The sequence below is a fragment of the Allomesorhizobium aridi genome, from assembly GCF_043769475.1.
Classification (GTDB): Bacteria; Pseudomonadota; Alphaproteobacteria; order Rhizobiales; family Rhizobiaceae; genus Allomesorhizobium.
Genome location: NZ_CP171729.1, coordinates 3,067,478 through 3,092,140, shown reverse-complemented (window position 1 = coordinate 3,092,140; position 24,663 = coordinate 3,067,478). Strand labels below are relative to the sequence as shown.

27 protein-coding genes are annotated in these 24,663 nt (G+C 60.0%); 17 read left to right on the top strand and 10 right to left on the bottom strand.

Going from position 1 to position 24,663, the window contains the following annotated elements; translation table 11 throughout:
* Nucleotides 1-581 precede the first annotated feature (581 nt).
* The 4 genes from ACG873_RS17155 to ACG873_RS17140 form a co-directional block, all read right to left on the bottom strand.
* Complete coding sequence (locus ACG873_RS17155) at nucleotides 582-809, bottom strand: hypothetical protein (RefSeq protein WP_394893315.1); 228 nt, start codon at nucleotides 807-809, stop codon at nucleotides 582-584.
* A gap of 148 nt (nucleotides 810-957) precedes the next feature.
* Entirely contained in the window at nucleotides 958-1,395 is a 438-nt protein-coding gene (locus ACG873_RS17150; protein ID WP_394893313.1) for a hypothetical protein, read from the bottom strand.
* A gap of 55 nt (nucleotides 1,396-1,450) precedes the next feature.
* The gene (locus ACG873_RS17145; protein WP_394893311.1) at nucleotides 1,451-1,684 is read right to left on the bottom strand and encodes a hypothetical protein; all 234 of its coding nucleotides are present in this window, start codon (nucleotides 1,682-1,684) and stop codon (nucleotides 1,451-1,453) included.
* Complete coding sequence (locus tag ACG873_RS17140; protein ID WP_394893310.1) at nucleotides 1,681-1,929, bottom strand: hypothetical protein; 249 nt, start codon at nucleotides 1,927-1,929, stop codon at nucleotides 1,681-1,683. Before ACG873_RS17140 ends, ACG873_RS17145 begins: the two co-directional genes overlap by 4 nt.
* A 238-nt stretch (nucleotides 1,930-2,167) precedes the next feature.
* Here ACG873_RS17140 and ACG873_RS17135 point away from each other — a divergent pair, with 238 nt between their 5' ends.
* The 10 genes from ACG873_RS17135 to ACG873_RS17090 all read left to right on the top strand — a co-directional run bounded on the left by ACG873_RS17135 (nucleotide 2,168) and on the right by ACG873_RS17090 (nucleotide 11,087).
* Complete coding sequence (locus ACG873_RS17135; protein ID WP_394893309.1) at nucleotides 2,168-2,635, top strand: hypothetical protein; 468 nt, start codon at nucleotides 2,168-2,170, stop codon at nucleotides 2,633-2,635.
* A 29-nt stretch (nucleotides 2,636-2,664) separates the two neighbouring features.
* A complete protein-coding gene (locus ACG873_RS17130; protein ID WP_394893307.1) occupies nucleotides 2,665-3,762 on the top strand; it encodes a transporter substrate-binding domain-containing protein in 1,098 nt (365 codons plus the stop codon).
* A gap of 73 nt (nucleotides 3,763-3,835) precedes the next feature.
* Nucleotides 3,836-5,188: an HdeD family acid-resistance protein gene (locus ACG873_RS17125; RefSeq protein ID WP_394893305.1), complete on the top strand. Its 1,353-nt coding sequence runs from the start codon at nucleotides 3,836-3,838 to the stop codon at nucleotides 5,186-5,188.
* A gap of 44 nt (nucleotides 5,189-5,232) precedes the next feature.
* The gene (locus ACG873_RS17120; RefSeq protein ID WP_394893303.1) at nucleotides 5,233-6,318 is read left to right on the top strand and encodes an MFS transporter; all 1,086 of its coding nucleotides are present in this window, start codon (nucleotides 5,233-5,235) and stop codon (nucleotides 6,316-6,318) included.
* The gene (locus ACG873_RS17115; protein WP_394893301.1) at nucleotides 6,315-6,905 is read left to right on the top strand and encodes a DedA family protein; all 591 of its coding nucleotides are present in this window, start codon (nucleotides 6,315-6,317) and stop codon (nucleotides 6,903-6,905) included. The genes ACG873_RS17120 and ACG873_RS17115 overlap by 4 nt, the downstream gene beginning before the upstream one ends.
* Before the next feature lie 439 nt (nucleotides 6,906-7,344).
* A complete protein-coding gene (locus ACG873_RS17110; protein ID WP_394893300.1) occupies nucleotides 7,345-7,584 on the top strand; it encodes a DUF6894 family protein in 240 nt (79 codons plus the stop codon).
* A 163-nt stretch (nucleotides 7,585-7,747) separates the two neighbouring features.
* Complete coding sequence (locus ACG873_RS17105; protein WP_394893298.1) at nucleotides 7,748-8,140, top strand: molybdopterin cofactor-binding domain-containing protein; 393 nt, start codon at nucleotides 7,748-7,750, stop codon at nucleotides 8,138-8,140.
* Between the two features lie 171 nt (nucleotides 8,141-8,311).
* Nucleotides 8,312-9,271 (top strand): lyase, encoded by a 960-nt coding sequence (locus ACG873_RS17100; protein WP_394893296.1) that lies wholly within the window; start codon nucleotides 8,312-8,314, stop codon nucleotides 9,269-9,271.
* Nucleotides 9,272-9,484: 213 nt separating this feature from the next.
* The gene (locus ACG873_RS17095) at nucleotides 9,485-10,135 is read left to right on the top strand and encodes a hypothetical protein (RefSeq protein WP_394893295.1); all 651 of its coding nucleotides are present in this window, start codon (nucleotides 9,485-9,487) and stop codon (nucleotides 10,133-10,135) included.
* 607 nt (nucleotides 10,136-10,742) lie between these two features.
* The gene (locus ACG873_RS17090; RefSeq protein WP_394893294.1) at nucleotides 10,743-11,087 is read left to right on the top strand and encodes a hypothetical protein; all 345 of its coding nucleotides are present in this window, start codon (nucleotides 10,743-10,745) and stop codon (nucleotides 11,085-11,087) included.
* Nucleotides 11,088-11,180: 93 nt separating this feature from the next.
* Here ACG873_RS17090 and ACG873_RS17085 read toward each other — a convergent pair whose 3' ends face one another.
* Nucleotides 11,181-11,858: a DUF2161 domain-containing phosphodiesterase gene (locus ACG873_RS17085; RefSeq protein ID WP_394893292.1), complete on the bottom strand. Its 678-nt coding sequence runs from the start codon at nucleotides 11,856-11,858 to the stop codon at nucleotides 11,181-11,183.
* A 165-nt stretch (nucleotides 11,859-12,023) separates the two neighbouring features.
* Nucleotides 12,024-12,206, bottom strand: coding sequence for a hypothetical protein (locus tag ACG873_RS17080; protein WP_394893571.1), 183 nt, complete (start codon nucleotides 12,204-12,206; stop codon nucleotides 12,024-12,026).
* A 19-nt stretch (nucleotides 12,207-12,225) separates the two neighbouring features.
* Here ACG873_RS17080 and ACG873_RS17075 point away from each other — a divergent pair, with 19 nt between their 5' ends.
* Nucleotides 12,226-12,693 (top strand): hypothetical protein, encoded by a 468-nt coding sequence (locus ACG873_RS17075; protein WP_394893290.1) that lies wholly within the window; start codon nucleotides 12,226-12,228, stop codon nucleotides 12,691-12,693.
* Nucleotides 12,694-13,005: 312 nt separating this feature from the next.
* Here the strand turns inward: ACG873_RS17075 and ACG873_RS17070 are convergent, their stop codons facing one another.
* The gene (locus tag ACG873_RS17070) at nucleotides 13,006-14,730 is read right to left on the bottom strand and encodes an ABC transporter ATP-binding protein (RefSeq protein WP_394893288.1); all 1,725 of its coding nucleotides are present in this window, start codon (nucleotides 14,728-14,730) and stop codon (nucleotides 13,006-13,008) included.
* Between the two features lie 211 nt (nucleotides 14,731-14,941).
* Between ACG873_RS17070 and ACG873_RS17065 the strand changes: the two genes are divergently transcribed.
* From ACG873_RS17065 to ACG873_RS17040, 6 genes are all read left to right on the top strand, one after another.
* A complete protein-coding gene (locus ACG873_RS17065; protein ID WP_394893287.1) occupies nucleotides 14,942-15,226 on the top strand; it encodes a DUF2218 domain-containing protein in 285 nt (94 codons plus the stop codon).
* Between the two features lie 29 nt (nucleotides 15,227-15,255).
* Entirely contained in the window at nucleotides 15,256-16,158 is a 903-nt protein-coding gene (locus ACG873_RS17060) for a siderophore ABC transporter substrate-binding protein (RefSeq protein WP_394893285.1), read from the top strand.
* Nucleotides 16,155-17,135 (top strand): ABC transporter permease, encoded by a 981-nt coding sequence (locus tag ACG873_RS17055; protein WP_394893284.1) that lies wholly within the window; start codon nucleotides 16,155-16,157, stop codon nucleotides 17,133-17,135. The genes ACG873_RS17060 and ACG873_RS17055 overlap by 4 nt, the downstream gene beginning before the upstream one ends.
* A complete protein-coding gene (locus tag ACG873_RS17050) occupies nucleotides 17,128-18,099 on the top strand; it encodes an iron chelate uptake ABC transporter family permease subunit (RefSeq protein WP_394893283.1) in 972 nt (323 codons plus the stop codon). The genes ACG873_RS17055 and ACG873_RS17050 overlap by 8 nt, the downstream gene beginning before the upstream one ends.
* Nucleotides 18,096-18,854, top strand: coding sequence for an ABC transporter ATP-binding protein (locus ACG873_RS17045; protein ID WP_394893281.1), 759 nt, complete (start codon nucleotides 18,096-18,098; stop codon nucleotides 18,852-18,854). The genes ACG873_RS17050 and ACG873_RS17045 overlap by 4 nt, the downstream gene beginning before the upstream one ends.
* Nucleotides 18,855-19,022: 168 nt before the next feature.
* Nucleotides 19,023-21,110, top strand: coding sequence for a TonB-dependent receptor domain-containing protein (locus ACG873_RS17040; RefSeq protein ID WP_394893280.1), 2,088 nt, complete (start codon nucleotides 19,023-19,025; stop codon nucleotides 21,108-21,110).
* Between the two features lie 89 nt (nucleotides 21,111-21,199).
* On the opposite strand, the gene ACG873_RS17035 is transcribed toward ACG873_RS17040, so the two are convergent.
* The 3 genes from ACG873_RS17035 to ACG873_RS17025 are packed head-to-tail and all read right to left on the bottom strand — an operon-like array spanning nucleotide 21,200 to nucleotide 24,656.
* Nucleotides 21,200-22,045 (bottom strand): sugar phosphate isomerase/epimerase family protein, encoded by an 846-nt coding sequence (locus ACG873_RS17035; RefSeq protein ID WP_394893278.1) that lies wholly within the window; start codon nucleotides 22,043-22,045, stop codon nucleotides 21,200-21,202.
* The gene (locus tag ACG873_RS17030; protein ID WP_394893276.1) at nucleotides 22,042-23,385 is read right to left on the bottom strand and encodes a DUF6005 family protein; all 1,344 of its coding nucleotides are present in this window, start codon (nucleotides 23,383-23,385) and stop codon (nucleotides 22,042-22,044) included. The genes ACG873_RS17035 and ACG873_RS17030 overlap by 4 nt, the downstream gene beginning before the upstream one ends.
* Nucleotides 23,385-24,656 (bottom strand): AMP-binding protein, encoded by a 1,272-nt coding sequence (locus ACG873_RS17025; RefSeq protein WP_394893275.1) that lies wholly within the window; start codon nucleotides 24,654-24,656, stop codon nucleotides 23,385-23,387. Before ACG873_RS17025 ends, ACG873_RS17030 begins: the two co-directional genes overlap by 1 nt.
* Between the last annotated feature and the right edge of the window lie 7 nt (nucleotides 24,657-24,663).

Here is a 24,663-nt window from a genome sequence, read left to right as displayed (position 1 = left end):
AAACGGAACCCTTGACCCGCAGATTCTGTCCTGATTCCAGGGTCTTTGATATCATAAGTAGTTGATTTCAAATGGTTATTTTGACACACTAACTAGGAATCTGGGGGTCAGGAGTTCGGATCTCTTCGGGCGCGCCATAATTTCAACGACTTAGCAGGACGCCGCAGACTAACGAGAAGAATTAGTCTGCGATTTAGTCTGCGGAAGCGCAAAGCCGCTCCTTGGCATCCGAGGCATCACCACCAAACGTTGAAGGCGGTCGTGTTCGAACGCCACCTACCGATTGGGTTCAGGGCCTGCCTGCTGCGCGCTGGTTGAATGACACCCTGCTCGACCACTCAGGCCTCGTCTGGTTGGAATCGAACGCGAATATCTGACCCTGAGAAGACCTTCATTCAGCCGATTCTCTGCCCGATAGCGGACGTTGGCGCGAACCAGCATTGATGACCCGAGGCGGTCATTTGTCCGGGTAGGGCTGGACGTCCTGGACCGGGTGGAAAGCTGACTGTTCGCACGGTTCGCTGTTGTGCCACCAGCTTATCGCGTAGCAAACAAGGACTGGCGACAACCTTTGAAGGCCGTCATCGCTGAGCCTTGCCATTGTTGATCTTGGCCCAGATGCCCAGGCGATTGGCAACTCCATCCTGGTCTTTGAGGTATTCAAGCGGAATCGAGACCGGATCGTCAGCCAGCGTTTCCCCGGTCGAAAATGCGAAGAGCCCAACGCCAAGCGACAGCGTCGGCAAGATCCCCGTTGTCATGGCGGTGGTCGTCGCCAGAAATCCGTTCGTCCTGAGATGTGCTCGCATGCTTATTTCCCTGCTTCCGGTCCTGCGCCACTAGTGGCACGAGCACAATGCAGACCGTTTGTTGGCCGTGGGCCGGTTGCTTCGAGGCCCTGGTCAGTAGTTCCGCAACCGGCAGCGAGACATCGGCAACCTTCAGAAAGCATCATCGTCATTCCGTCACTGCCTCGGCAAAACAGGCTGCAAGATTTTGCGGCGCTCCGAGCTTCTTCGCCCAGGACACCAGTTCAGGTTTTTCCGACGGTTCGGCATAGCCGCCCCATACGTCGCGAAACTGCTTCTTTCCGCTGACTGTCTGGAAGAACATCACACCGTCATCGCTCACGGGCGTGGAGACGTAGGCGGCGCTCCAGTCGCCGCTCTCCATAATCGTGATGAATTTCGCCTGAGCGGGCTTGAACTTGTGTCCCATCGCCGAGGCGACGAGAGCGGCATATTCCTGCTTGCGCGCCGTCGTCACTTCGACCTTTACGCCGTCACAGGCGTTATCAGCGGCGAAAGCGGAGGCCAGCGTCATTCCCAGCCCCGTGAGGCCGATCATAACGATTTTGGCGTGTCGCCGGGCCAGGTAGCTGAAATCAGACATCATTGGCTTCCCTTCCTCTTCGCTGCAGGGTCCGTTAATCGGAATCGTCATCGCCCGATTAACCATCATCGTCCGGTGTATCGACCTCGCAGCCGATGCCGCGGCATCCTTGGTAGTTGCCATGCGTATCGAAGTTCGGATTGCCGTCCTTGTCGAATTGCGGCCTGTCGTCAGTGACGTCCGGCCTATCCACCAAGCAGCCTGTCCCGTGACAGCCATCGTAGTCATCGGTGGTGCAGCCAGCGATTGCCAGCAAAGCAGCGGCCAGGGCCGCATGGACAATGAATTTCATGATTCATTCTCCGACTGGCTGACGGCCGTGGATTGTCTGTCAGATGTGTAGCCGATAGCCGATGGTGGCCCGAACAAGATCCCGGCGATCAAGAGCAGCTTGTGCGCCTGCCAGAACGTGATCGCCTGCAGGCTGAAAACGTCCGACACGGTGGTATTCCAGGGCCATAGAAGAAGAGCCGACAGGGTTGCCACAACGACGATTGCGGCGAGCAAATCACCAACCAGTCCCATCACATCCGGCATATTTGTCCCTCCATCCGAAGGCTATGGCAGGCGGCCGTCCCTGCTCATGTCGGCCGCACAAAATCCTTCATGATCCGGTCTTCAAGGCTGACGCAACGATTCAGCTCGCGGAAAGGTTGCATAGAAGTGCCGCATGAGGCAAGATTAGATCGAGATAGTTGATTAAACTTTAAATTAGGAATCGCTAATCAGCTGAGATTTCCCAGATGTTGTGTAACTGCGAGAAGGACAACTGATCATGATCACCAAAAACAAGGCAATGATTTGGCTGGCTGCCACAGCTATTTTAGGATTAGCGACTTTTATACTTCCAGCGATGGCGAAATCTGACAAAGAAATGAATTCACAACTTGATGAATTATTCGGGCAGCACGCGGTCTATCACGCGTTCTTTACCGACCTGAAGAAGGCCGTTTCTGCCGGTGACAGGAAGGCGGTCGCAGCGATGGTTGACTATCCGATCACTGTTTCCATCGGCGGCAAGGACGTGAAGATCAAATCGGGTAAGGACTTTGTGGCGCATTACGATCATATCTTTTCCGAAAAAATCGTCATGGCAGTCGAGAAGCAAACCTATGCCGCCCTATTTGCAAATGACCAAGGCATTATGATCGGGGACGGTGAGATCTGGATCGATGGAATTTGCCTCGACCACGACTGCGAGAAGCAGGCTGTAAAGATCATCACCATCAATTCGGACACCTAAACTGAGGTTTTCAGATGCGAGGTCTGCGCATGCGATCAGCCTTGAGGGTCGCAGCATCGGCGGGCGTCTTTTTCTGTATACTCATGACGCAGGTCGCCTTCGCACAAATCGAGCGCGAAACGCCAACCCGAGCTATCAATGTCGGCGTCTATGTCAGTCCGCCCTTCGTTGTTGCCGAAAACAATAGCTATGACGGTATGGCGATCGATCTGTGGGAAGTCGTCGCGGGCAATCTGGATTTGGCGACGCGCTATGTGGTATTTCGCACGTTCCGCGAACTCGTCGATGCAACCCGCAATGGCGAGATCGATGCCGCTGTCACCAACCTGACCATCACGCGCGATCGCGCCGAGACAATTTCCTTTACGCAGCCATGGTATGATGCCGGCTTGCGCATCCTTGTGCCCGATGAGGGTTCAGCCGGTTTCTGGAGCGTCGTATCGGGTTTGAACGATGCCGGCCATCTGCGTGCCTATGGCTGGCTTTTGGCGGTCATCGTCGCGGCAACGATCGGGTTCACGCTGTTTGACCGGAAATTCGACGCGGATTTCCCGAAGCGTTGGCGCGAAGGGATAGCTGAGAGTTTTCATCACGTCATCTCGATTGCGGCCGCTGGCAAAGCCGGCGCGCGGAAAAACCTGTTCGGCTGGATGGGCCGCCTCTGGCAGGCCATCTGGTTGGTCGTTGGCGTCGGCGTGATTGCCTACATCACCTCATCGGTGACAAGCGTCATGACGACGGTCTCGATTGAAAGAGGAATCCACTCGCTCGCAGATCTGCCGGGCAAGACCGTGGGCGTATTCACAGGAAGCGTTGCCGAGGACTTCGTTACGGAGCTCGGCATCGCTTCACGGTCCTATCCGGATGTCGATGCGGCAGCCGCAGCCATACATTCGGGAGATATCGATGCGATCGTCGGCGATGCTCCCATCCTGGAGCATTTCGCCCATAGTAAACCGCAAGAGAATGTCGCGGTCGTCGGCAATATCTTCCACCCGGACAAATACGGTTTTGCCTTCCCTCATAACAGCGAACTCACGCGAGCCGTCACTTTGCAGATCCTCCAATTGATCGAAGACGGGACCGTCGAAGAACTGCGCAACCGGTATTTCGGAAGCGCCACATGAATGGCGCCGGCATGAGAAACGTCACTCCGCAAGGAAATCGAAGCATTAGCACATTCAAGAAACCGAAATCGTCATGATCCGGCTCGTTTTTCTTCTTCTTGGAGCGCGTGCGCTTAAACCTGTCTGGCAGGTCCTGACAGCGGCAGGCATTATCTGGATGCTTCTAGGCATCGCCATACTGTTCGACCTGAGCGATGGCGTGCTCTCGGTCGTATTGGATACGCTGGCGGTATTCCTGGTGGTCGAGGGGCTGGTGGAGATTGCCGCGGCCATATCCGTTGGGTTTCGCCAGCACTGGATTGATGCCCTGCGCGGTGCTGCCTTTCTGTTAGCAGCATTTCTGGTCTTCAACGTCCCTTGGGACAACAATATCGGCGCGGCAATCGTGTTCGGCGCTGCCTTCCTGGTTGACGGGCTCCTTCGGATCGCATCCGCTTTGGTACTGCACAGTCCCCGCTGGCGGGTCGGAATTGTCGCGGGCCTGATCGAGGTCAGCCTGGCCATCGGTATCTTGATGTCTTGGCCAGTCCCGCACCGGCTGACAGTTCCGTTTTGCTTTGCGCTCCTTCTGTTGACGTCCGGCTATGCACTTGTGCGTATGGCGCTTCCCCTGCGACAATTGCCGGAAGGCGGCTCGGTCACTTCGCTGCCGCTTTATGCAGCCCGCAACTGGCAAGGTCACGTGGCCCTTCCGGTCCTTCCCACGAACGACGATGTCTGGGCCAAGGGGGACGAGGTCCTCAATGTCTATGTCTGGACGGCTGTCGGTTCGATCAAGGACCCGGAGCGCAGGCTTCTGATCGACCGATATGTAGCGGCAGTCGACAAAAAAGGCGTGATCTCTACCGGCCATTCCGCGCTCGAGATGCCGCCGGACCTGTACATCAGCCATTATCCATTCGACGACATCGACCATAGCCCTGACGACTTCCGGGCCATTCTCTCGGCGGGACACGACAATGATGTAGCTGGGCGGTTCAACGTATCTCTCGCACAGGAGTCGGGCGACTGGTGCGATCCGGACCAGCAGGTGATGTTCCGCCGGTTCAATCCGGAAGCTCTGCGGAGCTTCTGGGCAGTTTATTCGCAGGATACGACCTACAATCTCACCGCCCGTAACTGCTCGACCACGGTCATCCAGGCGCTCGATGCGGCTTTGGAGGGCGCATCGTACCGCGATCATATCTGGCGGGATCTGTTCAAGATCATCAGCAACCCTCAATTCTGGCTGTTACGGCTCGTACGCGGCCGGGCTGAGGCCTTGACATGGACTCCGGGGCTCGTTCTGGACTATGCGCGCCTTCTGCGCAGTGTCGTCGAACACAGCGACCGCCGCTGGAGAAGTAGGCTTTCCGACGCACTCAGCATTAGCCGCAAGCTCGCCCATTTAGCCGAGCGCGATGAGCGCAACGGAGCGCCTGAATGAACGGGCATGTTCGCACGTCGGCGGTTGTCATCTTCACTGCTGCAATGTTCGGGCTGACCTATGGCCTCAGCGCGCCGCTGATTGCACTGGAACTGGCCGAAGCGGGCTATTCCGAAAGCCTTATCGGGGCTAACAGCGCAATGTACGCCATTGGCGTGCTTCTGGCGGCCCCCTACCTTCCCCGTCTTTCGCAGCAGCTTGGATTCGCCCGGCTGGCGAAGGGGGCTCTGGTAGCATCAGGTGGGTTGTTCGCGCTGTTTCCCCTGGCGCCGTTTTTGTGGCTCTGGTTTCCCTTGCGGGCCGCTCTTGGCGCGGCGTCGGAGACGCTGTTTGTCGTTTCTGAAACCTGGCTCAACCAGATCGCCGGTGAGAAGAGCCGGGGACGGATGATTGCCGTCTATGTGACCGCGCTTTCCTGCGGTACTGCGATCGGACCAGCCATCCTGGCCCTGGTCGGACGCGAGCAATCTCTCGCTTTCTTTATCGGTGCCGCAATCGCACTTGCCGCCTGCGTGATCCTGATCCTTGGCAGGCCGCAGGCAACCATTCCCGCCCGAGAGGATACCGGCAATCCGTTCCGGTATCTCAAGCTGGTGCCCGTGGCGGTTGCCTCTTCAGCGCTGAATGCCGCATTGGAAGCGGCCGGTCTGAGTCTGCTGCCTCTTTATGCCATGGGCCTCGGATGGCCGGAACATTCGGCGACACTTCTCCTCACCGTCCTCCTAATCGGCGCGATCCTGCTGCAATTGCCAATCGGCTGGCTTGGCGATCGACTGGAACGCCGGCGGCTGCTGATTGTTCTTGCCGCCATATCCGCGTTTGGAGCGCTGCTGTGGCCTTTTGCCTTCTCTCATGCGTGGTTTGCCTATCCTCTGCTTTTCCTGTGGGGAGGGACGTTTGTCGGCATCTATACGACGACGGTTACGATGCTCGGCGACGACTATCAGGACAATGAATTGCTCTGCATCTATGCATTGCTCTCCGTCGCCTGGGGTATCGGCGCGCTCCTGGGACCGCTGATCGGCGGAATTTCGATGGAGAGCTCGCCGCATGGTCTGCCTATCTTCGCGGCGATCACCTGCGGCGGATTCGCGTTGTTTGCCGGTTCGCACAGAGATCGACATCAATGATCGACGCGATTCATTATCTCATTGAGAGGTTCGGGCTGATTGCCGTCTTCCTGGGCTGCATTGCCGAAGGCGAAAGCACCGCCATTCTCGGTGGGTTCTTTGCGCATCAGGGGGTGTTCGAAGTGGAACAGGCCTTCGCGGCAGCCTTCGTCGGGTCCTTTTTGGGCGACACGCTATTTTTCCTGGCCGGAAAACATTTCTCGGGCAGCTCTTTTGTCCGCAAGCTCCACCAGAAACCAGCTTTCGCCTATGCATGCCGGATGGTGCAGGCACATCCCGCGCCCTATGTGCTGCTCAATCGCTATGTTTACGGCTTTCGGCTGATCGGCGGCGTTGTAGCGGGGCTTTCTGACATCGGCCTGCCGAAATTCCTGGTCCTCAATGCCCTCGCCGCGCTGGTATGGGCGCTCCTTTTCATCGGCATCGGATATGTCTTCGGCCTAGGTGCCGAACACCTCATTGGCGCGGAGCTTGCCAAGCATGAGCGCCTCCTGTTCGGCCTGGGGCTCGGCGTAATCATTGCGGGCGCAGGGTCGTACGCCATCCATAGATTCAGCGTGCATCTTCAAACACAGACGGAGAGTTAAGCTGCCGCAAAAGCGTATTGGGGCAAGCGTGGCGGCACGATTGCGAAAGTGTGCTGTTAGCATGATCCCTGCCGGCCACTGCGGACCAAGGCACGTAGAGTGGAAAATGCCCGCACTGGGAGCTGCCGGGCGAGGGCTTCCGGGAACAGGAGCTATAGGCGCATCTGATAGTTGCCTGGCGTGACGGCTCGAAATGACAGGCGCGGACCGTCACAAAAGGCGATTATATATTTGACGAACCCGACAGGATTGCGGTCGAGAATTGTACGGAACCAACAATTCCTCCACCCGTTAACGGGCAACCCGTTTTCCACAGGACGGGTGAATCGAGTCCGGGCGGGGCCGTCCCCCTCACCGTCCTGCCGGGCTCGTTTTGTTTTGACTGGCTGGGTCCGAAACTGGACACGGAACACTTTGATTCCGTGGCCGTTTTGCCGTCATGAAGCGCTTCTATTTTGACATGCGCAACGATGACCAGTTCTACCCTGACGACGAAGGGACGGAACTAGACGGCCTTGTTGCCGCCCGTGACGACGCGTTCGCGTCACTGGAAGACTATGTGAAGGGAATTACCCCTACCGGCAGCCGCTGTTGCGTTTCGGTCGAGGTTAGCGACGGGAACCACCAACCCTTGATAATGGCCGTTCTAACGCTTGAAGTCGTACCCTTCCGGTTTTGAGGGCGCGGCTGTTCGACGATTGGGGCGGGAGCATGTCGGCACGGTCCAGTCGCCGTCCGTCACCCGAAGGTGTCTTGGGTGAAGACGCGCACGGTCGCGCAATGAGAAGGAACCGCGGCAGCAAGCCAAGCCAGCGCGACATTGGAAGAATTGGCGCGTCGCCTTGTCGGATAGCCGCCGCACCATCTTCGATGTCGGCCGCGTCCTGAACGCGAAGCTCGCCCGCTCGCTGCTCGGCGGCATGCTCTGGGGCGTCGGGTCGGCGCTGCTCGAGGGCTCGGAGCTCGATCCGCGCCATGGCGCGTTCATGCAATCCGACCTCGCGCAGTACCACGTGATGGCGCACGCCGACGTGCCGGATATCGAAGCCTTGTACCTCGACGGCTACGACGACAAGGCGAACCCGTTAGGGAGCAAAGGGCTCGGCGAACTCGGCATCTGCGGCTCGGGCGCCGCCGTGGCGAACGCCGTCTACAATGCCGCCGGCGCGCGGGTGCGAAGCTTCCCGATAACAGTGGATCGGCTTCTCGCAGCGATGTCCAGCATGGCTCCCTGATCGGCCATCGCCGGCACTCGTGGAAACCGCAAAAAGCATGGTTCGAACTTTCGATTTGCTGCACTATTTCTCGAATCACTAAGTGCGTTGAGACCCAGTCGTCTCCGCGCGAAAATGGATAACGGGGCTATTGAAACTCGCGATGTGAGGAGTTCGCCATGTTTCGTACGGTTGCATCGGCACTTTGCCGCGCTGCTCTGCTCGGCGGTCGCGCGTGCTGCCTCGGAGGAGGTCCGCTATTATCCCGTTCCGGAGGGCGCCGGCCCGCATGATGTGGCCCCCGCGCCCGATGGGTCCGTATGGTACACCGCCCAGGGGCAAGGCGCGCTTGGGCGGCTCGATCCCGAGACAGGCGCGGTCGAGCATGTCACCCTCGGCGACGGCTCGGCGCCGCACGGCGTGATCGTCGGCCCCGACGGCGCCGCCCGGGTCACCGACGGCGGCCTCAACGCCATCGTGCGCGTCGATCTCGAGACGGAGGCGGTGAAGGCCTTTCCGCTGCCCGATGGGGACGACTACGCGAACCTCAACACCGGTTCCTTCGACAAGGAGGGGAGGCTCTGGTTCACCGGCCAGAACGGCATTTACGGCAGGCTTGATCCGGCGAGTGGCAAGGTCGACGTTTGGGATGCGCCGCGCGGTCGCGGCCCTTACGGGATCACGACCACGCCGTCCGGCGAGATCTACTATGCCTCGCTCGCCGGCAACCACATCGCCCGGATCGATCTTTCGACCGGCGAGGCTTCCCCGATCGACCCGCCCACCGCTGATCAGGGCGCCCGCCGCGTCTGGTCGGATTCCAAAGGTCGCATCTGGGTCAGCGAATGGAATGCCGGCCAGGTCAGCGTCTTCGATCCGGCAGCGAACGATTGGCGGAGCTGGAAGCTGCCCGGAGACGGGCCCCAGGCTTACGCCGTCTATGTGGACGAAAAAGACAAGGTGTGGCTCACCGATTTCAGCGCCAACGCCATCGTCCGCTTCGACCCGGAAACGGAAACCTTCGCGAGCTTCCCGTCCGACCGCGACAGCACTGACGTACGCCAGCTCAATGGGCGCTCCGGCGAGGTATGGGGCGCGGAGTCCGGCACAGACCGCCTCGTCGTGATCAAGACCGAAAGTAGTAGTAACTGAAGCGAACGAGGGTGCGCCGGCTCGCGCACAATTGAACCGCCAACCGTCGCGCCGCGTTGTATGCAAAGCGCTTCGAGTTCGGTGACCCGGATGATACCCGAAACCACCACGTCGACTGCCATGGAAAATTATCTGGCTTGCCCATCAATGTGGTCGAGTGTGGGCAATTATGGCGGACCGCTGGTTCTGCGCACGCGCGTCGGGCCTGCGTGGATGGACGGCTGGTTCATTCCTGGTACGCCCGACCCATGGATCGTGTTGATGACCGGCGGTAAGCGCACGGTCGAAGTGCGCGATGGCAAACGATGGCGAAAAGCGAAGTCGGGTCCGGGCCAGATCGGCGTTACCTCGCCGGGCACCACGACCGAGATCTGCTGGCGGAGCGAAAGCAGCGCGCCGGTCGAAACCATCCACCTTCATATAGATAGCGGCTTCTTTCGACGGGTGGCCGCCGAATGCGGCCGCGGCAATCCGGATGCGATCGAGATCACCAACGCCTTGTCCGAGTCCGATCCTCTGATCGAGCGGCTTCTGGGCGCGGTGGTTCCGCAACTGCGCGGACCCGATCCGTCGGGCCATATGTTCGCAGACGCTGCCGAAATGATCGCGATCCATCTCCTGCAGCGCTACTCCAATAGGGTGCACCTTGCCCCTTGCGCTGGTTTCGATGGTAGCCGCTCTCGCGCGGTTGTTCTGAAAAGAGAGCACCTCGGAAACGGGGTGCTCTTTTTTCTTTTCTACTATGAGGATGCAAAAGAGCCGGCGGCGTCCCCGGTCCCGCCGGCTCAACGTGAACCAGCAAGGAGGAAACCCTGGTCGCTGCCGGTTCAACAGTATTTGCTAATATACAGGTCGTTTTTCTAGCTGGCTAATGGAATTGCGCAGCTTGCAGTCACCATTTAACACAACGAGAATGAGCCCCGTGATGCGAACACCACGAGGCTCCCTTGCCGTACCTTGCCAATGTGGATCGCGGCTCGCCTTTGCGTTGGCCTTGACCGTTGAGCGGTGCCGCAATGGCCGTGCTGCTTCGGTTCTCTGGCGCTTGCCTCGGTGCGAGATACCTTACTCGCGCGATCCGACACGGACCTTATGCGAGTTCCGGCACACTACTCGGTACCCACACTCTAAGGCCTTGCTCGCCCGTAACGCGCGGGGTAATTTCTGTGATCGGCGCTGCGTGTGAATTAGCATCGAAGGTTGCCCCCTCCTCAAATAGCAATAAGTGCCTGACTTTGCGTGCAAATTCGCGACGCGTGGGGGTCACCGTCGGCGCCGATCCTGACCCCGCCCAATCTCCATTTCATGTCAGCAAATCAAGGCGTTACCGAATCTTTGCACGGGGTCAACCTTCTACGCCGATTCACATCTTTTAGCTGGGGCGCAATTTTCGATGCTGAATCACACGCATCAACGGCAGACAAAGCGTATTCAGCTCCTCGCGAAACGGAATTCGACCCGGCGATGCCGAATGCCCTTCGAAGGCTCTCCGTCTAGTACTTTAGTTGTAATCTCCCGCGTGTTTGTTATCGTGACGATGGGAGGAATTCAGATGGTGGAGAGCACATTCGCGCCCCATGTGGGCGTCTTTTCACCCGTTGAACTGGATCTTTTGAGGGGCGTGGTCCGGGAAGCTTTGCGGTCCGGCGAAGCGGAGCTCGACAAAGAGGACGCTGAAATAATCGCCCGGGCAGTGATTGCAGCCTACAGGCGCGGCACCTCGGGTCGCGAGGAATTGCTTCAAGCCGCCCGGACGACCGCCAAGCGCTGCGACCTCGATCACTTTTATGATCGAGCGGTGGGCTTGTTCGCATAGGACTTGGCATTTGCGCAGGACAGGCGTTAGTCGTTTCGCGATGCACTCGTAGTTCTTGTCCCTGGTAGCATGAGAATTTGTGGGACGCAGAGCTCAGTCGACAGCGGCGAGAGCTTGATGATGTTGCGGCCATCGCTGCAGTGCTTCGCGTCCCGAAGCCGTCAGATCGTAAACACCGCGATCGATGCGAACAAACCAGCCATAGACGTTGTGCTGCAAGATCTCGGGCGCGTTTGGCATGCCGGGCTTCAAATCACGCGGCCTCTTTGGACCATGCGTCAGGGCGGCGGCGCATGCCAGAGCTTCCTGGCGATAGGCCGTCATGATCGGCGCACGCGAACCTCCTCCGGCGACGGGATCGCCCTGCCGGCGGCGATGTTCGTCTATCAATTTTGAACGGCGTCGCGGATCCCGGCGTGGCGCCATTGCCATCGGGCTGAGGAGAACATGTACCTGGCCGTTGGCGGACACGCCGAGGAGGCCGAATCCGAGGCGGCGACAGAGATTACGGAACCTTGCGTCGGTTTCGCGGCCCTTGCCGCGTACCGACATGCAGGCCGCCAGCCAGACCTCGTCGCTGGCGGCCATCCGGTCGACACCTTGCAGGATCAATTCGAGATTGAACTGCAGTTTCAGTTCGCAGATGACCACGATTGGCGGGCAGTCGGCGCTCAGCGCCAGCAGATCGCAGCCGCCGATCTCGCCCTTGACCGCAAAGCCTAAGCCTTCGAGGAAGCCTTTGACCGGGCTGTAGAGTGAGGTTTCGAGCATGGGTCTCTGCGTTGTGGCGAATCAATCTTTGCCAAGTTGACCATGTTCGGCATTCGGCGCCAGACGGCGGCGGCTGAAGCGGCGTTCGCGCGAAGATGCGAGCGGCTGCTCTGACCGATCGCTGGATCGTACGCATTCCCGCTATTCATCCCGACGAGGCGCCAGTCATATTCCCAGGCTGAGCTGCCGTTCATGCTCTACGGCGTCGTCGCCTAGCGATGACATTGTCACCTCGAGCAGGCGAAAGCCTTTGGTCACGGGAAAGATCGGCTCGAGCAGCGCGTCAACAAGATGCTCGATTTCGGCTTGCGCGGTAATCGGCGTTGCGACGCTTCGACTTCGGGAGATCTGCTGGAAATCGGCGTATTTGATCTTCAGCGTGACGGTGCGGCCTGCCGAAAGGGGACGGACTGCTCCCTCAGGTCGAATCGGGTTTCGATGCCGAGACGGTTCATCTTCGCTGTTGTTGCCGGATCAACGCCATGCCAAAGAAAAACCCGCCCCGCTCCATGAAATTGCAAACCAGGCATCACCGCGTAAGGTTGTGCCCGGCGTGTCTGCGAGTTGCGCCGTGACGAGCGGAAATGCAGCCAAACGGATTATTTCCGACAGGTTGGAAAGCAGCGAATACGGTCACGATCCGGACCACGTTGGCCAGATCTTGAAGAAACTCGCGGCGGAACTCGAACTCTTGCCCGGCCAGCTTCGAGCGGCCGCCCGGTTTGTGCTTGCAAATCCTAAGGATGTTGCACTCAAGACGATGCGTGAGCAGGCAGGGCTGGCGGGTGTGTCGCATTCAACCATGGTACGCTTTGCGGAGAACAAACTGCTGTGAGATACCGCATCAGACGCCGGGTAAGCGGACAATTTTCATTACCACGTTGAGATTTCGCCAACGGCGCTTAGCTCCGCTGTAGCGCGATACCGTGGCGATCTCTCAGGAATGCGACCCTAACTACGATCGATATGCGCTCATGCCAGTGATGTTGACCGCGCCGGTAAGGCAAACGGCCCAGAGTATATGAAAGGTGCGGTCATTGGGTGCGAGTAGCCAGAGCGCAAACGGCCGGCGCGATCAGTAGTCCTATTGCTGCCCGCGCCAGCCGATGCGGATTTCCTGCCGGTCAGCCGCAAGGCCGAGTAACACTCAAGTCGAAAAGCCTTGGTCTGGAATCGCGCCTAGTCGGGAATAAGCACCGCCACGCACTACCAGTTCATCATGCGGACCTTGTTCGACGATGCCCGTATCGTCGACCACGACAATGCGATCGGCGTTGCGGATCGTCGCCAGCCGATGCGCGATCACCAGTGTCGTTCGGCCGTGCGCAAGCTCTGCCAGCGACTGCTGGATCTCGCGCTCGGTCTGCGTGTCGAGCGCCGACGTCGCCTCGTCCAGGATGAGGATTGTCGGATTCTTCAGGAACATGCGTGCGATTGCAAGGCGCTGTTTCTGACCGCCCGACAGTTTTACGCCACGCTCGCCGATGATTGTGTCGAGGCCTTCCGCCAGCGAAGCGATGAGTTCGTCCAGGCGGGCGCGGCGCGCAGCCTCGACAATGTCGCTTTCCACCGCGTCCAGCCGGCCATAGGCGATGTTTTCGCGGATCGTGCCTCCAAACAGGAACACGTCCTGCTGCACGATGCCGATCTGGCCGCGCAACGAGGCCAGCTTCATATCGCGGATATCCAAACCGTCGATCGTGATAGCGCCGCTGTCGACCTCGTAGAAACGCGGCAGCAGCGAGCACAGAGTCGTCTTGCCCGCGCCGGACGGTCCGACGAAGGCGATGGTCTGTCCTGCTGCGATGTCAAGATTGATGCTCTTCAAAACCGGCCGTTCGCCGCTGTAGCCGAAGGTGACATCACGATAGCTTATGTCACCCCGGAACGTAGGTGCGTCGATTGCGCCAGGCCGATCCGCGATGTCCGGCTCAGTGTCGAGGAGGGCCGCATAACGGCGAAATCCGGCTATGCCTTTCGGATAGGTTTCGATCACCGAATTGATCTTGTCGATCGGTCGGAAGAACACATTGACCAGGAGCAGGAAGCCGACGAAGCCGCCACTGGAAAGTTCGCCACGCAGCACGAGATAACTTCCGGCGATCATCACCACCAGTTGGATCAACCGCATGCTCATGTAGCTCAGCGACGTGCTGGCTGCCATGATGCGATAGGCGTCGAGCTTGGTCTTGCGGTAGCTGGCGTTGTCCCTCGCGAAGAGACTGCGCTTGTGGTCTTCGTTAGCGAACGCCTGCACCACCCGCATGCCGCCGACACTCTCCTCGATGCGGACATTGAAATCGCCGACCCGCCCGTAGAGCGCCTGCCAGTTGCGAGTCATGCGCGCGCCATAGCGGCTTGTGACCCAGGCGACCAGCGGAACGATCGCCGCCGTTATCAGTGCAAGCTGCGCATTGACCGAGAACATCAGCGCGAAGGCGCCGATGAAGGTCATGATGGCGATGAACAGGTCTTCCGGGCCATGATGGGCGACCTCGCCGATTTCCTCCAGATCCTTGGTGACCCGGGCAATGAGGTGGCCGGTCTTGTGGTTGTCATAGAAGCGGAACGAGAGCTTTTGCAGGTGATCGAAGCTCTTCCGGCGCATCTCGGTCTCGATGTTGATACCGAGCATATGGCCCCAGTAAACCACGACCGCCATCAGTCCGGTGTTCAACACATAGACGGCAAGCAGGCCGGCCGACGCTGCGAGGATCAGCATCCATTGCTGCGTCGGAAGCAATTCATCGACGAAGACCTTGACCGCCATCGGAAACCCGAGTTCCAGCATGCCGGACAGAACCGCGCAGCAGAAATCCAGGATGAACAGACCCTTCCAGGGACGGTAGTAGGAGAAAAATCTACGAAGCATTGGGACGCTTTTCTGGTTCGAAAGTGTGGATTGCCAGGAGCATGGCGATGCAAGGGGCGGTGCTTCAGGCATTCTTGCGGGCGGGTATCACCCTTTCAATTCGAGTCGTCCCGGAAAACATCGCTACCAAGGCAACTGCCTATCGAGGCCAACTTGCCTGAAGGAATAGCTTGGGATAACTTGAGTTCAAATATCATGTTATGAGGTCTCCATGCTGACTGCAACCACGCGCTGCGAAACGCCGAATGCGGGCAAATATCTCCAGCAGCTCTGCAAGCATTTCGCGCACAAGGTGGAGGTCGCCTACGGTGATGGCCACGGGCAGTTCCGTTTTTCCTGCGGCACGGCTACCATGAGTGCCGGCCTCAAAGAGCTGGATATAACGGTCGAAGCGGCCGACACCGGCGCTTTGACCGAGACCAAGCAGGTCATCGAATCGCATCTCGTCCGGTTCGCCTTCCGCGAAAATCTCCAGCCGCTGGCGTGGCACGATTGAAGCGCCTGTCTTCGACACGGAGCATGCTCATGAGATGGCTCAACCCTGTCCTGGCGTTGCCGGCGCTGGCTCTTTTCGTCGTTCAGGCGTCCGCAACCGAGATCGAGACTGCGAAAGGCCCGGTAACCGTCGGCAAGACGCCGCAAACGCTCGCCGTCTTCGATATTGCGGCAGTCGATACGTTGAACAGCCTCGGCGTGAAGATTGCCGGCTTGCCCGAGAACCTCTATGTGCCCGAACTTGCCGGATTGAAGGGTGGCGCGGAAATCGTGGGCACCATTTTCGAGCCCGATCTGGAGGCTCTGAGCGCGCTGGCGCCGGACCTCATCATTGTCGGCGGGCGCTCCTCGCCGCAACTGGCGGCGGCGAGCCGGATTGCGCAGACCATCGACATGACGATGGACGGCGATGACCTGTTCGCGCAGGCAAAGCAGCGCCTGACGGCTTACGGCGCTCTCGTCGGCAGGCAGGCCGAGACTGAGGCGCTTGCTTTGGAACTCGACAATGCGCTCTTGTCGACGCGTGCCGCCGTCAAGGGCAAGGGCAAGGCGCTGATCGTGATGACGAGCGGTCCGAAAGTGACGGCCTACGGCAAAGATTCCCGCTTCGGCTGGGTGCATTCGGCGCTCGAACTGCCGCCGGCGGTCGAGGATGTCGAGGCCGCCACCCACGGTGAGGCGATCTCCTTCGAGTTCCTTCGTGATGCCAATCCGGACTGGCTCATCGTGCTCGATCGCGCCGCGGCGATCGGTTCGGGCGAGCAGAATGCCATGGCGACGCTCGACAATGAGTTGGTTGCCGAAACCACGGCCTGGAAGAAAGGGCAGGTGGTCTACATGCCGGCAGCCGATTTTTACATCGCTGCAGGCGGCATCCGGTCGACGAAGCGCGTGCTTGAGACGATCCGGGACGCGTTCGCTCAGACCCAATGACGGCTGCATCCATTGGCCGTCCGGGCTTCGTCTATCAGGCAATCGGCATCGCAACCTTGCTTGCGCTTTTTGTGGCCAGTCTGGTTGTTGGCGTCAGCGATCTTGCCATAGGCAGCCTGAGTTCCGATCCGGAAGCGGTGCAGCTGATCATGATCAGCCGCCTGCCGCGTACTCTGGCCGCGCTTCTGGCCGGCAGCGCATTGGCCATCGCAGGGCTTGTGATGCAGACACTTGCCCGGAACCGTTTCGTCGAGCCGTCGACGGCGGGAACCGCGCAATCCGCGGCGCTCGGCATACTGGTCGTGACGCTCTTGTGGCCAAATGCCTCGCTTGGATGGAAAGCGCTCGGCGCCGCCGCGACCGCTCTCGCCGGAACATCCATTTTTCTCATGCTTGCCCATAGGCTGCCGCCAACGCAGCCCTTTCTCGTTCCGCTGTTCGGACTTGTCTATGGCGGCATCGTCGGATCTGCCGCTACCTTTGCCGCGTGGCACTTGGATCTCCTGCAATACCTCGAAGTGTGGATCACAGGTGAGTTCTCAGGCGTCCTGCGCGGGCGCTATGAGCTGTTGTGGGTCGCGGGTGCTCTGGTGGCGCTGGCGTGGTGGACGGCCGACCGTCTGACGATCCTTTCGCTGGGTAGGGACGTCAGCATCGGGCTCGGACTGAATTACGCCGCCATGCTGCGGCTCGGCCTGGTCATCGTCTCGGCGATCGCCGCTCTGACTGTTGTTGTTGTCGGGACAATCCCTTTCGTCGGGCTGGTCGTTCCGAATATCATGTCGCGCTTCGCCGGCGAAAACCTGCGCCAGACATTGCCGTGGGTCGCCGGCGGTGGTGCGGCGTTGGTGCTTGCCTGCGATATTCTTGGCAGACTCATCCGCTTCCCCTACGAGGTCCCCGTCGGCACGATCCTCGGTGTAGTGGGAGCGGTGCTTTTCCTTGTCCTGCTGCTTGGCAGAAGCAGCAATGACTGAGGCCGTGATACAACGCGACCTGGCGCGGCCCGAACACCGCCTCGCCGCGATGGCGGCGGTCGCATTGCTGGTCGGCGTGGCGTTCATGACGATTGGCCTGCGCGGCAATCTCGCCTTCGCGATCGAACTGCGGGCAGTCCGATTGGCAGCGATGGTGCTGGTCGGCGTGGCGGTGGCGGTTTCGACGGTCGTGTTTCAGACCGTTTGCGCCAACCGTATCATCACTCCATCGATCATGGGGCTGGATGCGCTCTACGTCTTTTGCCAGACCGCGCTTGTTTTTGCGCTGACCGGCTTCGGCTTTGCCGGCATGGATCCCCGCCTGCACTTCCTTGGCAATTTCACGGCAATGACGTGCCTCGCGCTGATGCTGTTCCTGCCGATGCTTCGCCGGCGTTTCGACCTGACGCTGATGTTGCTGACGGGCGTCGTGCTGGGCGTGCTGTTCCGATCGCTGACGACCTTGCTGGCGCGGCTGCTGGATCCGAACGATTTCGCGGTGCTGCAAGGTGCAGTCTTTGCGAGCTTCAATACAGTGGAACCCGGTCTCCTGCTGCTGGCTGGCGTGATCACCGTGGCGGGTGTCGCCACCGCATGGCGGGCGCGACATGTTCTCGATGTGCTCGCGCTGGGCAGCGACACAGCCATCGGGCTCGGCGTCGCGTGGCGCGGCACGGCTGCCGGGCTCCTGGTTATTGTCGCTGCGCTCGTTTCTGCGTCGACGGCGCTGGTCGGCCCGATGGCCTTTCTGGGGCTGCTGGTGGTTTCGCTCGCCGAACGCATCGTGGGCACCAGCCGGCATTCAATTCTTCTGCCGGCAGCCGCGTTCACGGCAATCATCGTGCTTGTGGGCGGCCAGACAGTCCTCCAGCATGCTCTTGGCGGGGAAGGCAGCCTTGGCATCGTCGTGGAATTCGTCGGCGGCATCGTTTTCCTCGCCATTCTGTTTGGGGGCCGGCGATGATCGAGATTGCAGGCGTCTCCCTGGCCCTTGGCGGCAATCGCATCCTGGACAATGTCAGCTTGAAAGTGCCGAAGGGCGGGGTCACGGCGCTTGTCGGCCCGAATGGCGCCGGTAAGTCCAGCCTGTTGTCGTTGATCGCCCGCCTGCAGCCCCTGCAAAGCGGCCGCATCACCGTCGACGGGCTGGCGGTCGATACGACGCCGAGCCGGCAGTTGGCCAAGACCATGGCCATCCTGCGACAGGATCCCGGCGTCGCAAGCCGCCTGCGCGTCGTAGAGTTGGTGGGTTTTGGCCGTTTCCCGCATCATCGCGGGAGGCTGACGGCGAAAGACCGTGAAATCATCGCGGCGTCCCTCGAACGGTTCGATCTCAGCGACCTGGCGCTGCGCTTCGTCGACACCTTGTCGGGCGGTCAACGGCAGCGCGCCCTCGTCGCCATGACTTTCTGCCAGGGGACAGATTACATCCTTCTCGACGAACCGCTGAACAACCTCGACATGTTTCATGCAAGGAATCTCATGCGGACGCTGAGACATATCGCCGACGAGCACGGCAAGACGGTGCTCATCGTGCTCCACGACATCAATCACGCAGCCGCCTACGCCGACCGTATCGCCGCGATGAAGGACGGCGTCGTTGTCGCATCGGGCGACACCAACGCCATCATCCGGCCGGACATTCTCGAGAGCATTTTTGGCTTCCCGATGTGTGTCGAACGGGTCGCCGGTCGATTGGCGGTCCTGCACCACATCTGAGGCACGCGGCGCTTGGTGTGTTCTGAAGAACACAACGGTTACAGTAGCTTGCATAAACTGGATTTTTTTATCAACTTTATTGTCGAGTTCGCCCCGATGCGTTAAGGCAATCCGGGCCGCGTGTTTCGCGCCTGCCGGGGTCACCGTCGTTGAGGGGAAATCAAGTTGATGTCATCCGATTATCTGCGAGCGTTTGCCGTCAGCACCGCGATGTCCACTCTCTTATGTACCGGCGCGTTGGCGCAGTCGGATCTCACCCGGGAAGCGGAAGCCACAACGACTTCCACTGAAGAAAACGAAGACGCTCAAGCTCCCAATGGAGCAACGCAACTCGAGACCATCATCATCGTAGACGTGGGTGCGGGCGCTGACGCCACGGCGGGCGCCAATGTGATCATCATCGACCAGCAGGAGATCGACCGCAAGAAACCGCAGGACTTGAGGGAGGTATTCTCCGGTGAACCGCAGATCGCCGTCGGCGGGGCGATCCCAAGCACGCAGAAGATCTTCGTAAACGGCATCGACGAGAACAATCTGGCGGTGACTGTCGACGGGTCGCGACAGAACAACAAGGTTTTCCACCACAACGGTACCTACCTGCTCGACCCGGCACTCCTGAAAGCAGCGTCGGTGCAGGCGGGCGTCGCGCCGGCCGACGCCGGTCCAGGCGCGCTGGCCGGCTCCCTCGGCTTCGAGACTAAGGACGCTATCGACCTGCTCGAACCAGGCCGCAACTTCGGCGGCTTCGTCACCGGCATATGGGATACCAACAGCGAAACCTACACGACCGGCGTGAGCGCCTTCGGCCAGCAGGACGGGTTCGAATACCTCGGTTACATCAATTATAGCAACGGCGGCAACTTCACCGCCGGAAACGGCGATGAGATGCCCGGGACTGGCACCGACCTGATCAGCGGGCTCGCCAAGATCGCTTACGAAAGCGTCGAGGGCCATCGCTTCGAACTCGGCCACGAGCAGGTCCGCGACGACGACCTTCGTCCCTATCGCGCCAATGTCTATATCAATCGGCCGGGGCGGGAACCCGAATTGCGGAATTACGATCTCCACCGCCAGAACACGGTCTTTACCTATACCGATACGTCGCCGGAAGGTTGGTGGGACCCCAAGATCGTGCTCGCCTATAGCAGAACGCAGATCGCCACACCTGAGTATTTCTTCGACGTTGTTTCGCCCACGGAAGGCGCGACCAGCAGCTTCAACGGCAAGGTGGAGAACAGGTTTGCGCTCGACATCGGCAGCGTCACTGCCGGCTTTGATTTCTACAACGACAAGGCCGATTTGGAGTATCGCAACCCGACGGAGCCGTTCTTTACGGACGAGCGCGCCACAAACATCGGCGCCTATGCCCAGGCCCGCCTGGAGCCTTTCGACCGTACCCGGATTTCGTTTGGCGGCCGCGCCGATCATCAGTGGTTCACCGGCGTCGACGATTCGGATTGGAAGAATGCGGGCGTGAGCGGCAACATTTCCGGCGAATATGACCTTGTGCCGGAATTCCTGACCGTCAAGGCCGGTACCTCGCATGTCTGGGGCGGCGTTCCGCTGGCAGAGAACTTCATCCAGAATCCACTCTGGACCTATGCCGATGGTCCGGAACCGGTCACCTCCAACAACTACACGGCCGGTCTTGTGGCCCTTTACAATGGCTTCACTTTTGAGGCGAACGTCTTCCGAACCGACATCAGCGACGCACGCTTGCCGGTGTTCGGACGCGGCGCGCCGGTCCCGGAAGTGACGTCGATCCGCACGCTCGACCTCGTCACCGAGGGCTGGGAAATCGGCGGGCGCTATGATTGGGATGCAGGCTTCGTCAGCGTGAAATACGCCGACATCAATGCCGATGTCGACGATGTGCCTGCCGATTCCGAGATCGGCCGATACCTGACGACGCCGCTCGGGCAGATCATCATGATCGGCGCCGGATACACATTCGACGATTGGGGCATTGAAGTCGGTGGCGACATCGAAATCGCCTTGAAGACCGAGAGGACCCTGGTGAGGCATCCGACCGACCCGGAGAGCGAGAAGAAAGAATTGCCGGGCTACGAGGTGGTGAATGCCTACCTCGAGTGGACGCCGCCTTCGAAGCCGAACTTCACGCTGCGCGCCGACGCTCTCAACATCTTCGACGAGAACTATACGGATCGCGCGGCCTACGGACAGGACTTCGACGGCGTGGATCCGCACTTTGATCCCGGCCGCTCGTTCCGGCTGAGCGCCACGGCGCGGTTCTGACCCCGAGCGCCACCGCAGTTCTGACATCGAAAAGGTAGGCGCGGGAGTGACCTGCGCCGGCCTTGGAATTCGTCTCGAAACGCGGTGGCTTACGCTACACCGGCGCGGATCGGCGCATCTCGATCAGCCTCGAGAAGACGCACGTTGCGAGCGTCGTTGGCGAGTATGTTGAAGCAGTCGCCGCCGAACCATTCGAGGGAGGCGTCGACGTCGTCACGCGCGAACAGTTCATCAACGAACTCCAGATAATCCACGACACCGTCGAAAAGCGCGGTCATGCCTGTACGTTTCCCAGCCGCCGCGTAGACGTTCGCCGGTTCGAAGACGCCCAGGTCGGCGCGCGAGCGCACATTCTTCAAGTGGTAGTGCCGGATATGCGGCAGGAGGGCGCGATGCGCGGCGACCGGATCATCGCCGCCTTCCCAGATGTGCAACGTGTCGAAGTTGATCCCGAGCGCCGGATGATCGATCTCCTCGATCAGGCGCTGCGTCGACGACAGCGTATCGGCAAGCGTTCCGGGATGCGTCTCGACCAGTATCTGGCAGCCCTGATCCTGCGCAATCATGCAGGCATCCTTGAGCCGGGCGGATAGCCGCCAGCGGCCTTCGGGCGAGATGTCCCGGCTTGCCGATTTGCCGGCGAACGTGCGCACTTTGCGAGCGCCCCAGCGGCCGGCCAGACGGCAGAGGTTAGACGTGGCATGACGCAGCGACGCCAGGTCCTCGTCGAGAGGCAGGTAGTCGCTGAGCATCGGAACGGAAAGGCCGAATGCCGCCATCCACTCGGCGTTGCGGTCGGTCATGTGCTGCATGTTGCGCGCATGCGCCGCCCAGAGCTCGATGCCCTGGAAATCGTTCGCCGCCGCCCATCGCGCAATGTCCTCCAGCGACAGCAGGTGATGGCGGAACGTTATCGTGCAGAGCGACAGCCTCATGCGACGGCCTCCTCCAGATCGTGACGCGGGGCGTGCAGGAGGCCGCGCGTGTCGCACCACATCCGATAGGTTTGAGCGAGGCGGCGCTTGAGGTTGCGTTCCATCAAGTCCAGTTCGTCGAGCTTTTCGAATACCCGCGCCGCCAGGGCGTCGTTGCCTGTCTGGCTAAGCTTCATGATGGCGTAGTGAAGCGTCTTGAATTCCTGGATCAGCGCCTCGACGTCGTCGCAGATTATGTCGAACTCGGCGTTCGAAAGCTGCAGCGATCGCCAGAAGAAGGCAAAGCCATGTTCCAGCCCGTATTTGCGGATTGAGATGACTGGCAGCTCGCGCAGGGCGCTCGACAGTTCGCCCAACTTCACGCCGTCGCGGCCCTCGACATGCGCACGGACGATCTCTCGGGTGGCGCGCGTCAAAAGATTGTCGTCCTCGTGAAAACAGGCAAGGAAGTAGTCGCGCAGATCGACCGCAGACGGCATTCTGATTTCGGCGGCGTCGAAAATGAAGCCGCCCGCGACGGTCGGCTGCATGATCGCATTGATGACTTTCTGCTTCTCGATCTTGCCTTCCCAGCGGAAATCCGGGTCCAGGACCATCCACACCGCAGGGTCGTCGGTGTTCTCCAGCATCAGGTAGTGCGGGAACGGGTTCTGGTTGAACTTGTTCTCGCGCTCGGGCAGATGGAACAGGTCGAGCATGACCATCAGGTACTCGCTCTCCTTTTTTCGCTCCAGAAGCTCCAGCATCGTCGCCAGATTCTCTTCCTTCGTGGCGTCCGGCCGATACCATTGGCGGACCTTTGGGCCGTACAGGCGCTCGAACCAATCGCGGAAGAAGTCGTGGTTGATTTCAGGCGCGTGATACGCCAGCCGCCAGCTTCTATCGACGGCGAAGCCCGCATCCCAGACGCCGAAGAAGAACGGCCGATGATCGAGCTGCCTTTGCTTCACCGCATGACAGACACTGCTGACGAAGCAGTGAACCTTGATGTCGACGTAGTCCTCCCCATGTACGCCGACCCGCTCGGCTGCCTCCTTTTCGGCGCGGGTGAAGACCAGCTCCTTGGCAGGCCTCACCAGTGTCAGACCTGAATCGGATGCCTCGACGAACAGCCGCGCCAGATCGTCGACAGTGTCCAGATCCTGACGGCTGATGACCACCTCCGGCAATTCGACGCCATGGTCGAGTTCGAGAGCAAGCATGATTTCGAGGATGAGCACGGAATCGAGATAAAGATCCTCGTTCAGTCGCGCCTGCGGCGCGAACGCATCCATATGTTGATGATTGAGTTTCTCGCGCAGGATCTTCTCGATCGCGCTCAGTACTTGATTGAAGGTCACTACGCCGCCTCCGTCCGCACAGCTCCGAATTCGCCGACGTCGTAGCGGGCGGCCACGTCGCGCCTGCTGATCTTGCCGTTTGCTTGGCGCGGAATCCGCTCCACCTGCAGGATTTCAGTTGGCATCTGGTGTGCCGCAAGCCGCTCGGCGCACCATTGCCGAAGCTGCGCCCGGTCGATCGCATGTTCGGCGCTGAAGAGAAGCGCGACACGCTCGCCCGCGAAGGCATCTTGCTTGCGGAACACGACGGCGTCGCCTATGCCGCCGAACGTCATGACGACGTCTTCGACTTCCTTCGGATAGACGTTGAGGCCGGAGACGTTGATGAGGTCGTCGAGACGCGACAGGAAGACTAGCATGCCGTCGTCGCGGCGATAGCCGAGATCCCGGGTTTCCACCACCATGTCCCCGCGCTTGACAACGATCTCCTTCGGATCGCCATCAGTGCCGGCGTCGCGCAACGAAAACCGCGGCAATACGTAGCCGACTTCATTTGCGGCCTGCACGTCCGGGTTGATCGCGATGCAGCCTGCTTCCGAGCAGCCATATTGCTGGAACATATGTCTGGACTTGTTCCGTATCTGCCTGAACCAGGATTCAGGCAGGAGGGTCCCGGATGTCATCGTTGCGTGGATCTGTTCGCCGGCCGGCAAAAGCCTGGCAAGCGTATGCAGGATAGCAGGCGACGAAATCAGATTAGGCCGTTCTGTCTCCCGCAGCGTGCGCAGCAGGAATTTGGGGTTCCCGGTGTCCAGTATGGCGGGCGTTTGGCCGCGCTTCAGCGCCACCAGTATGCCGCAGATCAAGCCGTAGGAATGAGTGGTCGGGCAGGCTATCAGCGGTGTCATGTCCCGCGGCTCGACGAACGACGACACGTAACTCTCGATCTCGTCGTCTATGTCGCCCCACGAACGGGCGATGCACTTCGGCTCGCCGGTCGTGCCGGAACTCATCTGCAGCAACTGCCCCGTTGCGTCTGCGCGTTCCCCGCTGATCAGTTCGCCTTCCAGCCGGTTGTAGAAGAGCCAGTTGCATTTCGCCGTCTCGGCCTGCCGGCGCGCTGCAGCGTAGGGTGTCGAGGGATGCAGCGGCAGGACGCTAACTCCGGCAGCGCGCGCGGCAAAGAAGAAAGCCAGCCAGTCCTGCGCTTGGGAGAAGCAGACCGCAAAGCGGTCGCCTGCGCGCTTGTCGAACTGCGCGTCGGAGGCAATGCGGTCCGCAGCGTTGCGGAAGTAGCCCTGATCGAAGACGGTGTCGTTGATTCTTATCATGTTAAGC

What these genes read in the sequence shown, in the direction of transcription:
- ACG873_RS17055 (WP_394893284.1), top strand. Translation starts at nt 16,155, where the DNA reads ATGACGGCTGCATCCATTGGCCGTCCGGGCTTCGTCTATCAGGCAATC.
- ACG873_RS17065 (WP_394893287.1), top strand. Translation starts at nt 14,942, where the DNA reads ATGCTGACTGCAACCACGCGCTGCGAAACGCCGAATGCGGGCAAATAT.
- ACG873_RS17125 (WP_394893305.1), top strand. Translation starts at nt 3,836, where the DNA reads ATGATCCGGCTCGTTTTTCTTCTTCTTGGAGCGCGTGCGCTTAAACCT.
- ACG873_RS17150 (WP_394893313.1), bottom strand. Translation starts at nt 1,395, where the DNA reads ATGATGTCTGATTTCAGCTACCTGGCCCGGCGACACGCCAAAATCGTT.
- ACG873_RS17045 (WP_394893281.1), top strand. Translation starts at nt 18,096, where the DNA reads ATGATCGAGATTGCAGGCGTCTCCCTGGCCCTTGGCGGCAATCGCATC.
- ACG873_RS17130 (WP_394893307.1), top strand. Translation starts at nt 2,665, where the DNA reads ATGCGATCAGCCTTGAGGGTCGCAGCATCGGCGGGCGTCTTTTTCTGT.
- ACG873_RS17110 (WP_394893300.1), top strand. Translation starts at nt 7,345, where the DNA reads ATGAAGCGCTTCTATTTTGACATGCGCAACGATGACCAGTTCTACCCT.
- ACG873_RS17145 (WP_394893311.1), bottom strand. Translation starts at nt 1,684, where the DNA reads ATGAAATTCATTGTCCATGCGGCCCTGGCCGCTGCTTTGCTGGCAATC.
- ACG873_RS17115 (WP_394893301.1), top strand. Translation starts at nt 6,315, where the DNA reads ATGATCGACGCGATTCATTATCTCATTGAGAGGTTCGGGCTGATTGCC.
- ACG873_RS17155 (WP_394893315.1), bottom strand. Translation starts at nt 809, where the DNA reads ATGCGAGCACATCTCAGGACGAACGGATTTCTGGCGACGACCACCGCC.
- ACG873_RS17025 (WP_394893275.1), bottom strand. Translation starts at nt 24,656, where the DNA reads ATGATAAGAATCAACGACACCGTCTTCGATCAGGGCTACTTCCGCAAC.
- ACG873_RS17095 (WP_394893295.1), top strand. Translation starts at nt 9,485, where the DNA reads ATGGACGGCTGGTTCATTCCTGGTACGCCCGACCCATGGATCGTGTTG.
- ACG873_RS17060 (WP_394893285.1), top strand. Translation starts at nt 15,256, where the DNA reads ATGAGATGGCTCAACCCTGTCCTGGCGTTGCCGGCGCTGGCTCTTTTC.
- ACG873_RS17090 (WP_394893294.1), top strand. Translation starts at nt 10,743, where the DNA reads ATGCCCTTCGAAGGCTCTCCGTCTAGTACTTTAGTTGTAATCTCCCGC.
- ACG873_RS17070 (WP_394893288.1), bottom strand. Translation starts at nt 14,730, where the DNA reads ATGCTTCGTAGATTTTTCTCCTACTACCGTCCCTGGAAGGGTCTGTTC.
- ACG873_RS17040 (WP_394893280.1), top strand. Translation starts at nt 19,023, where the DNA reads ATGTCATCCGATTATCTGCGAGCGTTTGCCGTCAGCACCGCGATGTCC.
- ACG873_RS17135 (WP_394893309.1), top strand. Translation starts at nt 2,168, where the DNA reads ATGATCACCAAAAACAAGGCAATGATTTGGCTGGCTGCCACAGCTATT.
- ACG873_RS17035 (WP_394893278.1), bottom strand. Translation starts at nt 22,045, where the DNA reads ATGAGGCTGTCGCTCTGCACGATAACGTTCCGCCATCACCTGCTGTCG.
- ACG873_RS17120 (WP_394893303.1), top strand. Translation starts at nt 5,233, where the DNA reads ATGTTCGGGCTGACCTATGGCCTCAGCGCGCCGCTGATTGCACTGGAA.
- ACG873_RS17140 (WP_394893310.1), bottom strand. Translation starts at nt 1,929, where the DNA reads ATGCCGGATGTGATGGGACTGGTTGGTGATTTGCTCGCCGCAATCGTC.
- ACG873_RS17050 (WP_394893283.1), top strand. Translation starts at nt 17,128, where the DNA reads ATGACTGAGGCCGTGATACAACGCGACCTGGCGCGGCCCGAACACCGC.
- ACG873_RS17085 (WP_394893292.1), bottom strand. Translation starts at nt 11,858, where the DNA reads ATGCTCGAAACCTCACTCTACAGCCCGGTCAAAGGCTTCCTCGAAGGC.